Origin of the sequence: Mycolicibacterium vinylchloridicum (genome assembly GCF_013404075.1) — a bacterium.
Lineage (GTDB): Bacteria > Actinomycetota > Actinomycetes > Mycobacteriales > Mycobacteriaceae > Mycobacterium > Mycobacterium vinylchloridicum.
In genome coordinates this window covers 1-11,596 of sequence record NZ_JACBJQ010000014.1, presented here as the reverse complement: position 1 = coordinate 11,596, position 11,596 = coordinate 1, and the positions used below count along the sequence as shown (strand labels likewise).

Genomic DNA, 11,596 nt, shown 5'->3' with positions numbered 1-11,596 from the left:
GATCGTGGACACCGCGCTCGAACTCTTCATCGCGCGCGGGTTCCACCCCGGTCAAAGCCCTGCGGAGCGCCCACAAGAACACCGCGGCTTCGGTGGTTGCCGGGCACGACCCCCCGCGGCGCCGCCGCGGGGGCTGCCCCTTCGCCCCTGCTGGTAATCCGTCGCGCTGGTGCCCCAGCAGCCGCACGTAGAGTGGGGCGGCAGTCTCAACCGACACCAACGGAGGACCCAAACGGTGCCCACCAACGAACAGCGACGCGCGACGGCCAAACGCAAACTCGAGCGGCAGCTGGAGCGTCGCGCCCAACAGGAGAAGCGTCGCCAGCTGTTCGTCGTGATCGGCGGTGTCGTGGCAATCGTCGTGGCCGCGGCCCTGGTCGCCACCTTCGTCCTGACCAACAAGGACAAGAAGGACACCGCGACGGCCTCGACGTCGGCGCCGAGCAGCGCGCCGGCCCAGCCGGGTGGACCCACTGACGCCCCGCCGCCCACCGGCGGCCTGCCGGCGTTCAAGCCCAGTGCGAACCTGGGCGCCAACTGCCAGTACCCGGCCTCACCCGAGCCGGCCAGCAAGAAGGTCGATCCGCCGCGCAGCGGCAAGGTGCCGACCACCCCGGCGACGATCAGCGTCAGCATGAGCACCACCGACCGAGGCAACCTCGGGCTGATCCTGGATAACGCCAAGGCCCCGTGCACGGTCAACAGCTTCGCCAGCCTGGCGCAGAAGGGCTACTTCGACAACACGCCCTGCCACCGGCTGACCACATCACCGTCGTTGTCGGTGTTGCAGTGCGGAGACCCGACCGGCAGCGGCACCGGCGGACCGGGCTATCAGTTCGCCAACGAGTACCCCACCGACCAGTACCCCGCGGGTGATCCCGCGCTGGATCAGCCGGTGACCTATCCGCGGGGGACGCTGGCGATGGCCAACGCCGGGCCTGGCACCAACGGCAGCCAGTTCTTCCTGGTGTACAAGGATTCGCAATTGCCGCCGAACTACACCGCATTCGGCACGATCGACGCGACCGGCCTGGCCACCCTGGACAAGATCGCCGCCGCCGGTGTTGCCGGCGGCGGGCAGGACGGCAAGCCGGCGACCCCGGTGACGCTCAAGTCGGTCCTGCTGGACTAGGCGGCCATGAGCGACGCTTGCGGAGCGAATCAACAACGGACATGCCGTCCCCGAGCCTGCGAGGGGACAGCATGAGCGACGCTTGCGGAGCGAATCAACAACGGACATGCCGTCCCCGAGCCTGCGAGGGGAAGGCATGAGCCAACCGCCGTACTACCCGCCGCCGCCCCCGCCGAATTACGGTGCGCCGTACGGGACCGGGCCGTACCCCTATCCGGCGCCCCCGCCGACCAATGGGATGGCGATCGCGTCGCTGATCTGTGCGTTCCTGTTCGCGCCCCTGGGCATCGTGTTCGGCCACATCTCGCTGTCACAGATCAAGAAGTCCGGCGAGGAAGGCCGTGGGCTGGCGATCGCCGGTCTGGTGATCAGCTACCTGGTGACGGTGCTGAGCATCGTGGTCGTGGTCGCCAGCATCGCGTTCTTCGCGTGGATGGCCCGCGAGTTGGAGCGCACCGGCGGAGCGGGCATCCCGCGGCAGACCACCACCGCCGCGCCCGGCAATGACCAACTGCCCCCGTTCAACCCGCCGGCCACCCTGGGTGCCAACTGCCAATACCCGGCTACCGCCACCCCGGCCGACAAGCCGGTCAAGCCGCCGGCCACCGGCAAGGCGCCGACGACGCCGGCGACCATAGACGCGACCGTGGTCACCAATTCCGGACCGTTCGTCCTGCACCTCGACAACGCCAAGGCGCCGTGCACCGTGAAGAGCTTCGACAGCCTGGTGCAGCAGAACTACTTCGACAACACGCCGTGCCATCGGCTCACCGACGCACCGTCGCTGTACGTCCTGCAATGCGGTGACCCGACCGGCAGGGGCTCCGGTGGGCCGGGCTATCGGTTCGTCAACGAGTATCCGACCAACCAGTACCGCCCGTTCGACCCTGCCCTCAAACAAGCCGTGCGATATCCGCGTGGCACCTTGGCGATGGCCAATTCGGGGCCCGACACCAATGGCAGCCAGTTCTTCATCGTGTATCGCGATTCGATGCTGCCGCCGACGTACACCGCATTCGGCACGATCGACAAGACCGGTTATGCCGTCATCGACGACATCGCGGCGATCGGAATCGCCGATGGCGCCGATGACGGCAAGCCGGCCAAACCGGTGATCATCAAGTCGATCCGGCTGAACTGAGCCCGCCCTCAGCCGGGCAGGCCCTGCTCTTCGGTCGGAAGCGGTGCCGGCCCCTTGATGGCCGGTTCCGCCACGGGCAGGCCGGTCCTGGTGGCCCCAGGCGATTGGGTGACCGTGACGCCGGTCGACATTTCCGAACTGATGAAGACGCCGGAGTCGATCTGCGGATTCGCCGCAACGGCAGCGAATGCACCCAGCGAGACCAGGGCGCCGGTCCCGATAGTGGCTGATAACACGTGAAATCTGTTCATAGCGAATCTCTTTCCAAGAGGGGTCTTGGCCGCTAAGAACAAGAGCGTTGCGCGGACTCGTTATTCCGCAGTTTCTCGATGAAATAATCTGCAGCGCAGCGGCGTTGGCCCAAGAGTCGCTTGTACCCGGGCCGCCGTGTCAGGCCGCGCTGGTCACCCGGTAGACGTCGTAGACACCCTCGACGTTGCGGACAGCGTTGAGGACATGGCCGAGATGTTTCGGATCGCCCATCTCGAAAGTGAAGCGGCTGATCGCGACTCGGTCGTTGGAGGTGGTCACCGAGGCCGACAGGATGTTGACCCGCTCGTCGGCCAGAACCCGCGTGACGTCGGAGAGCAGCCGGTGCCGGTCAAGAGCCTCGACCTGGATCGCCACCAGGAACACCGACGTCGGCGAGGGCGCCCAGGTCACCTCGATGATCCGTTCGGCCTGCTGCTGCAGTGACGCGGCGTTGGTGCAGTCGGTGCGGTGCACGCTGACCCCACCGCCGCGGGTGACGAAGCCCATGATGTTGTCGCCGGGCACCGGCGTGCAGCACTTGGCCAGTTTGGTCAGCACCCCGGGCGCACCGGGCACGGCCACCCCGGTGTCGTCGGTGCTGCGCTGGCGCACCGGCATCGTGGCCGGCGTAGAGCGCTCTGCCAGTTCATCTTCGGCACTCTCGGCACCGCCGAGCTGAGCCAGCAGCCGCTGCACCACGTGCCGCGGTGAGACGTGCCCCTCCCCGACCGCCGTGTACAGCGACGAGACGTCGGCATAGCGCAGCTCCTGCGCCAGCGCGCCCATCGCCTCGGCGTTGACCAGTTTCTGCAACGGAAGCCCCCCGCGGCGCACCTCGCGGGCGATCGAGTCCTTCCCGGCCTCCAGCGCCTCCTCGCGGCGCTCCTTGGCAAACCACTGCCGGATCTTGGCCTTGGCGCGCGGCGAGACCACGAAGCCCTGCCAGTCGCGCGACGGGCCGGCGTTGGGCGCCTTGGAGGTGAAGACCTCCACCACTTCCCCGTTTTCGAGCTTGCGCTCCAGCGCCACCAGTCGGCCGTTGACCCGCGCGCCGATGCAGCGGTGACCGACCTCGGTGTGCACCGCGTAGGCGAAATCCACCGGCGTCGAGCCGGTCGGCAGGGTGATCACATCACCCTTCGGGGTGAACACGAAGATCTCTTGTACGGCAAGGTCGTAACGCAACGACTCGAGGAACTCGCCGGGGTCCGCGGCTTCCCGCTGCCAGTCGAGCAGCTGGCGCATCCATGCCATGTCGTCGATCTCGGCGGCGGTATACCCGGCCGGTAAACCGTTGCGGCCCTTGGATTCCTTGTACCGCCAGTGCGCCGCGATACCGAACTCGGCGGTGTCGTGCATATCGCGGGTGCGGATCTGCACCTCCAGCGGCTTGCCCTCCGGCCCGACGACCGTGGTGTGCAGCGACTGGTACACCCCGAACCGGGGCTGAGCGATGTAGTCCTTGAACCGGCCAGGCATCGGTTGCCACAGCGAATGCACAACGCCCACAGCGGCATAGCAGTCGCGGATCTCGTCGCAAAGAATGCGCACACCCACCAGATCGTGGATGTCGTCGAAGTCGCGGCCCTTGACGATCATCTTCTGATAGATCGACCAGTAGTGCTTGGGCCTGCCCTCCACGGTGGCGCTGATCTTCATGCCGGACAGCGCCGAGGTGATCTCAGCACGAACCTTGGCCAGGTAGGTGTCTCGCGACGGCGCCCGGTCGGCGACCAGTCGCACGATCTCCTCGTAGCGCTTGGGATGCAGGATCGCGAAGGACAGATCCTCCAGCTCCCACTTGACGGTGGCCATGCCCAGCCGATGAGCAAGGGGGGCAATGACTTCCAGTGTCTCGCGGGCCTTGCGAGCCTGCTTCTCCGGCGGCAGGAAGCGCATGGTGCGCATGTTGTGCAGCCGGTCGGCGACCTTGATCACGAGCACCCGAGGGTCGCGGGCCATCGCGATGATCATCTTGCGGATGGTCTCGCCCTCGGCCGCGGTGCCGAGTGCCACCTTGTCCAGCTTGGTCACACCGTCGACCAGGTGGGCCACCTCTTCGCCGAAGTCGGCGGTCAGCGCCTCCATGGCGTAGCCGGTGTCCTCGACAGTGTCGTGCAGCAGGGCGGCCACCAGCGCGGTGGTGTCCATGCCGAGCTCGGCGAGGATGTTGGCGACGGCCAGCGGATGGGTGATGTAGGGGTCGCCGGAGCGGCGCAGTTGATCGGCGTGCTTGGCCTCGGCGACCTCGTACGCGCGCTGCAGCAGCGCCAGGTCCGCCTTGGGGTAGATCTCGCGGTGCACCGCCACCAGCGGCTCGAGGACCGGGTTGACGGTACTGCGCTGCGAGGTCATCCGTCGCGCCAGCCGGGCGCGCACGCGGCGCGAGGCGCTGCTGGTGGTCTTCGGGGTCTCGGCGCGCTGCTCGGCGGGCGGGATCTCGCCGACCGGGAGCGGTGCAGCGGTCACAGCACCGTTGTCGTCGGCCACGCCGTCACCTCCTCGCCAGTCGGACCGACTTCGAGGATATCGCTCCTCGAGCGGCCTGGTGGCAGGCCCGCGCTAGTCGGCGGTCGACGCGATCGGCTTGTCCCTGATGACGTAGCTGCCGGGCTCGTTCGGGTTGGGCGTGGAGAACCTCGCACCGTTGAGCTGGTAGGTCGACTTGCCGAGCTTGACGGTGAAGTCACCGGTCACGTTCCACACCGGCACCGAGCCTTCGATCCACGCGGTCTTCCCGGCGCCGACCGGAACGTTCATCGTCTGGGTGAAGGTGTGGGTGGAGACCCAGGTGTGGGAGTAGTTGGCGGTGATCTCGATGTTGATGATCGACGCCAGCTTGGCCAAGCCGCCGCCGGACAGCTTGACCGACAGGCCGACGGTGTCGGACTGCGAAACCTGATCCGCGATGGCGATGCTGTAGGTCGTCGGCGTCGACGTGGTGTTCGACACCGGGGTGCCGACCGTCCGCACCGGGCTGAATCCCTTTGTCTCGCTCTTGGCGTTGAAGCCGCAGTTCGCGATCGAGCCGTCGTAGCAGACGTTGGGAAGGACCGCCGTGATCTTGGCCGCGTCCTCGGCACCGAGGGTGATGGTCGGGCTGTCCTTGTCCAGCGCGATGGCCATCTTGTCGTTGGGAACGCTGCACTCGCCCCCGCCCCCGGCCGAGCACTGCGTTTCGCGCGGCTTGGTCTTGTACGTGATCTGGAAGGTGGTGCCGACATAGCCCGCCGGAATGTAGCCGGGGTTGGACGGGGTTGCGCCGAATCCCACTGTGCCGAATTGCGGGGTGACCGAGCCGACGCTGAACATGTACCAGGTGACGCTCCAGCCGGCCTCCCCGCCGGGGTTGATCACGGTGCCGACCGCCGGGCCGCCGTCGAGGTCCTCGGTTCCGCCGTTGTAGCCGGTGAACTTGATCGGCGCCAGCGTGTAGTTGCGGAACCAGAAGTTCTCCGAGATCCCAAGGGTGGGATGGACTTTGACGTTGACCGGGACGACCGTCTGACCCTGCTGTCCGTCGTCGGCGATCACGATGAAGGTGTCGATGCCGCCCGCCTCGGCAAAGTCGTTGGTCGGCTTGTAGTAGTAGGTGCCGTTGGGGTTGACCGTCAGTGTGCCGTTGGCCGGCCCCTGAGCAACGTGGTAGGTCAGCTGGTTGCCATCGGGGTCCGACGGCAACAAGTCGCCAAGGACCTCGCCGGTGACGAACTGGTACACCTCGCGCGGCTTGAGGACCGGAAGACCGTTGGCGGGGTTGGAATCCGTTGCCCGCCGCAGCGCGGCGAGCGCGTCCAGCACGATAGTGCGCAGCGGCAGGACCGGGTGGACTCCTCCGACGTTGGCGGGCTGCGGGGTGTAACCGAGCAGCCCCGCGATGTTGGCCGCCAGAATATCCACGCCAACCTGGAGCTGAGAAGGCTCGCGCAGCTTCTTGCCGGCGGCGACCGATGCGGTCGCGACCCGGGGCGCGGCCACGACGCGTGCCGCGCGGGCGGTCCCGGTCTTGGCGGGCGCCTCGGCCGTCGGCGTCGCGGCGCGGGCCGGCCTCGCGGCCGTGCGAGCGGCGCTCGCCGTCGACCTGCCTGCCGACGCGTTGCTGGACGCCGACGACGAATCCGCTGCCCCGGTATCGGCTGCCGCTGTCGCGCAGCTGCCGATCGCGACGCCGACCCCGATGGCGAACGCCGCCGCGGCCAGACGCGGAACAAGAATCGTCGATTGCACGGACGCCTCCTCTGACGAGCCCCCGACAGGCCCCAAATACGTTGTCGCAGCAAGCATTGCGGAGGTATCCAGCGCGACACAACACAAATGTCAGTCGGCCACGAGCAGTTCGCCGGGCCGCCATCTCGGCCCCGGGGTGTTCACCGGAATCAGATGGTCTGGAGGCTCGCGACCTGCAGCGGGGACACCTTGTCCCGGCCACCCAGTCCCGACAATTCGAGCACCACCGCCGCCACCGGCACCTCTGCCCCGCTGGCCGCCAGCAACGCGCCGGCCGCGGCCAGCGTCCCGCCGGTGGCAAGGACGTCGTCGATGATCACGACGCGCCGCCCGGCGAGGTCGATCCCGTCGGCGGGAATCTCCAGCGTCGCCGTGCCGTATTCGAGGGAGTAGCTCTGGCTGTGTACGGGCGGCGGCAGCTTCCCGCCCTTGCGAACGGCCAGCACGCCGATGCCGAGTCGATGCGCGACCGCGCCGCCCAGCAGGAAGCCGCGGGCGTCGATACCGGCCACCAGGTCCGCGCCGGCCGCGATCTCGGCAAGTGCGCCGGTGACGACGGCCAGCCCGTGACGGTCGGCCAGCACCGGGGTGAGGTCCTTGAACTGGATTCCCGGTTCCGGGAAATCGGGTACCTCGCGGGTCAAGGCCTTGAGGACGTCGACGACGGACTCACTCACTTCTCGTACACCCATCGGTCCATGTTCCAGCCCGCGCCCCACTTGGTCGGATTGCCCTCCACGGCATACATCTTCTTCGAAGCCAGTACCGTGCGTTGCTGACGGTACAGCGGCAACGTCGGCATGTCGCCCCACAGGATCGGTGAGCTGTCGCTCAACAGGCGGGCCTGTTCCTTCGCGTCGGCGGTGACCGCCAGCGCGGAGATGACGCCGTCGATCTGCGGGTTGACGTAGCGGGGCAGGTTGTTGCCGTTGGCGGAGAACAGCGTGTAGGCATCGAGTGCCGACGACCCGGTCGAGCCGCTGCCCGCGGCACCGCCGGTGCTGGCCAACAGGACGTCGATCGCGCCCTCGCGCAACGTCTGCGGACCCGTGGTGTTCGATGTCGTGTCGACGACCGTAATGCCCGCTGCCGCACAGGATTTCGTAATCGCACCAACCGTGGCCGCCAGCCGCGGGTTGGGTGCCTGGTAGCCGATCCGCACGGTCAGCGGCTGGCCACCGAGGGCATCGCGGGCGGCGTCGGGGTTGGCCGGGCCGAACTGGCCGACGATCGCGACACCCTCGATGGCGCCGAACGCATCGTCACTGGCCGGATTGAGCCGCACATTGGAGATCGGCGTCTCCGCGTTCAGCGCGATCAGATCACGCGGGGTGCACAGTGCCACCGCGCGCCGGGCCAGCGTCGCGGACAGCGGACCCGCGGGAGCGAAGATGAGCTGTTCGATTCCGCCCGAAGGGAATTCGTGGCGATCATAGCCGTCGGGGGTGGTCAGCGTGCCCGACGATCCGGTCGCCACATCGACCACCTGGAAGGTGCCGTTGTTGATGCGGTCCTGCACGTCGACTCCGCGCGGCCACACCGTGATCCGCTTCGTGATCGGCTTGGCGCCCCACCAGCGGTCGTTGGCGGTCAGCACCACCGCCCCTTCCGGTAGCACCGAGTCGATCTTGTAGGGACCCGAGGAGGGAAAGCGTTTGAGGGCTTCAGCATTCATACCGGGCTTGAGGTCCCAGATGGTGTTCCAGGCCGCGGCGATGCGGTCGACAGCGGCGGGATCGCCGCTCTGGATGGAGCGGGTGACGTCCAGGCCCAGCACGTCGCCGATGACGTGCGACGGCATCATCGACGTCGCAGTGAACAGCTGGAGATAGTCGACGACGGCACGGCCCGGCAGGTAGCTCACCCGGGCCTTCTTCTGACCCGGCTGGCAGTCGATGCCGTCGATGTCGAGGTAGCCGGCCCGGCTGGCGGCGTCGAACGCCGGAAACCGCCCGGACTGCGCCGCCCACGCGAGCACCATGTCGTCGCACGTCACCGGCTTGCCGTCGGAATAGGTGGCCTTGTCCGAGATCTGGTAGTCCAGCACCAGCGGGTCGCGGCCGACCACCGATACCGACCCGAAGTCGTGGTCGGCCAGCACCTGCCCGTCAGGCCCGTGGAAGGTGAACCCGGCCAGCACCCGCGCGAACGCCTGCGGGCCCGCCGAGGCCGCACCCGTCACCGTGTTGGTGTTGTAGCTGGTCAACATGCCGTCGACGGCATAGTTGATCTGGTCCGCCGGGCTGCCCGAACACGAGACGCTCGACGCGATCACTCCCACGACAGCCGCTGCCACAGCGGCGGCGCGCCGCCCGACTGCCATGGCGCGCTATCGCCCTCGGGTGCCGCGTTTGCCCGTCGGTCGGCTCGGGCGGGCTCCCGGCGCGGGCTTGTTGCCGACCGCCGGGGTGCCACCGATGGCCGCCTCCACCGGGACCGCGGCAGCGGCCTTGGCCAGGCTGACGGAGCCGTCGGCGACGACCTCGCCGGCTTCTGTTTTCGAGGCCGACGGGTTACGTCGCTTCAGCACCCGGCGGGTGTGGGTGCGCACCAGGTCGGTGCGTTCCCGCAGCGACACCAGCAGCGGGGTGGCGAAGAAGATCGACGAGAACGTTCCGACGATGACGCCGACCAGCTGCACCAACGCCAGGTCCATCAGGGTGCCGACGCCGAGCAGCCAGACCGCGACGACCATCAGCGCGATGATCGGCAGCACCGAGATGAGGCTGGTGTTGATCGACCGCATGAAGGTCTGGTTGACCGCGAGGTTGGCCTGTTCGGCGAATGTTCGTCGGGTGGTGTGCTCGAAACTGTGGGTGTTCTCCTCGACCTTGTCGAACACGATGACCGTGTCGTAGAGCGAGAAGCCCAGGATCGTGAGCAGACCGATGACCGTTGCGGGAGTCACCTCGAAGCCGACGAGCGAGTACACGCCTGCGGTGACGACGAGGTCGAAGACCAGCGTCGCCAGTGCCGAGATCGCCATGTACCGCTCGTAGCGGATGGTGATGTAGATGGCGGCCAGCCCCAGGAACACCGCGAGCGCGTAGAGCGCCTTCTTGGTGATCTGGCCACCCCAGGTCTCGGAGACTGCCGAGTCGCTGATGACGTCCTTGCTGGCTTGGCCGTCCGACCCCTTGGGACCGAAGGCCTCGAACAGTGCGGTGCGCAGTTCGTCGGTCTCGGTGTTGTTCAGGGCTTCCGAGCGGATCTGTACGGTCGCCGACGCTCCGTTGCCGACGAGCACGACCGATTCCGGCGCTTTGCCCAATGTCTTGCTGTAGACGTCCTCCACCTGCTGGGTGGTGACGACGCCGTTCTTTCCGTCAACCGGCATCGAGACCTTGGTGCCGCCCTGGAAGTCGATACCCAGGGTGAAGCCCTTGATGGCGATGCTGGCGATGCAGATTGCGACGATCAGGCCGCTGATCGCGTACCACATCTTGCGTCGGCCGATGACCTCAAAAGCGCCGGTGCCGGTGTACAGACGGATGAAGAAACCGTGCTTGGGAGCGGCAGTGGATTCCAGATCGGGCGCCTCGACGGCAGTGGACTCGGTGTCGTCCGCGATGTCCTTGGCCATGCCCTTACCTCCGTCCCGTCGCTGTTTCGGCCGCTCGGCGTTCCCGGGCGATCTGCTGGATCGCACCGAGCCCGTTGAACGCCGGTTTGGCCATCGTCGGCGACTTGGACGCGAGGTACACCAGCGGCCAGGTCACCAGGAACACCACGACGACGTCCAGGATCGTGGTCAGACCCAAGGTGAACGCGAAGCCCTTCACCTGCCCGACCGCCATGGCGTACAGCACCGCGGCGGCAAGGAACGTCACCGCGTTGCCGGACAAAATCGTCTTGCGGGCACGAGCCCAACCGCGCGGCACCGCCGAGCGGAACGAACGCCCTTCTCGGATCTCGTCTTTGATGCGTTCGAAGAACACCACGAACGAGTCGGCGGTGGTACCGATACCGATGATCAGACCGGCGATGCCGGCCAGGTCGAGCGTGTAGTTGATGTATCTGCCCAGTAGCACCAGGATGCCGAACACCATGGCACCCGAGGCCACCAGCGACAGTGCCGTCAGCAATCCCAGCACACGGTAGTAGAGCAACGAATACAACAACACCAGCGCCAACCCGATGGCACCCGCGATCAGGCCCGCCCGCAGCGATGACAACCCCAGTGTCGCCGAGACTGTTTCAGCTTCCGAGGATTCGAACGACAGCGGTAGCGAACCGTACTTCAGCACGTTGGCCAGCTGCTTGGCACTGTCGGCGGTGAACGGCGGGTTGCCACCGCTGATCTGGGTGCGCCCACCGGGGATGGCTTCCCGGATCTGCGGAGCGCTGACCACTTGTGAGTCGAGCGTGAACGCCGTCTGGGTACCGATGTTGGCGGCGGTGAAGTCGGCCCAGGTGGTCGCGGCCTGGTCCTTGAAGGACAGGTCGACGACGTAGGCACCGCTCTGGTTGTCCAGCCCGGACGTCGCGTCCTTGATCTGGTCACCGCTGATGATCGACTTGTCCAGCACGTAGATGTATTTGTGGTCCTGCGAGCAGGCGACCAGCGGCTTGTCCGGGTCGTCGTTGCCGGCCAGGATGTCGGGCTGGTCGCACTTGCCCGCCATGTACTGCACGGCGATCAACAGCAGATTCTGGTTGGTGCTCTGGCGCAGTTCCTTCTCGAACTTGATGCGCGCGGCGAGGTCCTTACGGGGGTCCGGCGGCCCGGGTGGGGGTGCGGGCGCGCCGGGTGCCGGGGCCGCGGTCGGCGGTGCCGGCTGTCCGGGGGCCGGAGCGGGCGCCGGGCGGCCGGCACCTGTCTGTTATACGCAGCTGACGCTGCC

The 11,596-nt window shown here is 67.3% G+C and carries 8 protein-coding genes and 1 pseudogene; 2 read left to right on the top strand and 7 right to left on the bottom strand.

Annotated elements, in window-relative coordinates:
* Window positions 1–235: 235 nt before the first annotated feature.
* A complete protein-coding gene (locus tag HPC46_RS13785; RefSeq protein ID WP_179470681.1) occupies window positions 236–1,132 on the top strand; it encodes a peptidylprolyl isomerase in 897 nt (298 codons plus the stop codon).
* 136 nt (window positions 1,133–1,268) lie between these two features.
* A complete protein-coding gene (locus HPC46_RS13780) occupies window positions 1,269–2,273 on the top strand; it encodes a peptidylprolyl isomerase (protein WP_179470679.1) in 1,005 nt (334 codons plus the stop codon).
* Between the two features lie 8 nt (window positions 2,274–2,281).
* Here HPC46_RS13780 and HPC46_RS13775 read toward each other — a convergent pair whose 3' ends face one another.
* The 7 genes and pseudogenes from HPC46_RS13775 to secD form a co-directional block, all read right to left on the bottom strand.
* Complete coding sequence (locus HPC46_RS13775) at window positions 2,282–2,524, bottom strand: hypothetical protein (protein WP_179470677.1); 243 nt, start codon at window positions 2,522–2,524, stop codon at window positions 2,282–2,284.
* Between the two features lie 139 nt (window positions 2,525–2,663).
* On the bottom strand, window positions 2,664–4,964 hold the full coding sequence (locus tag HPC46_RS13770) for a RelA/SpoT family protein (protein WP_325096666.1): 2,301 nt from the start codon (window positions 4,962–4,964) through the stop codon (window positions 2,664–2,666).
* 123 nt (window positions 4,965–5,087) lie between these two features.
* Window positions 5,088–6,752: a cadherin-like domain-containing protein gene (locus HPC46_RS13765; RefSeq protein ID WP_179470673.1), complete on the bottom strand. Its 1,665-nt coding sequence runs from the start codon at window positions 6,750–6,752 to the stop codon at window positions 5,088–5,090.
* 149 nt (window positions 6,753–6,901) lie between these two features.
* Window positions 6,902–7,444, bottom strand: coding sequence for an adenine phosphoribosyltransferase (locus tag HPC46_RS13760; RefSeq protein ID WP_179470671.1), 543 nt, complete (start codon window positions 7,442–7,444; stop codon window positions 6,902–6,904).
* Entirely contained in the window at window positions 7,426–9,075 is a 1,650-nt protein-coding gene (locus tag HPC46_RS13755; protein ID WP_179470669.1) for an ABC transporter substrate-binding protein, read from the bottom strand. The genes HPC46_RS13760 and HPC46_RS13755 overlap by 19 nt, the downstream gene beginning before the upstream one ends.
* A gap of 6 nt (window positions 9,076–9,081) precedes the next feature.
* A complete protein-coding gene (secF, locus tag HPC46_RS13750; RefSeq protein ID WP_179470667.1) occupies window positions 9,082–10,335 on the bottom strand; it encodes a protein translocase subunit SecF in 1,254 nt (417 codons plus the stop codon).
* A 4-nt stretch (window positions 10,336–10,339) separates the two neighbouring features.
* Window positions 10,340–11,557 (bottom strand): annotated as a pseudogene (gene secD / locus HPC46_RS13745) (protein translocase subunit SecD); the annotation flags it as partial.
* Window positions 11,558–11,596 lie beyond the last annotated feature (39 nt).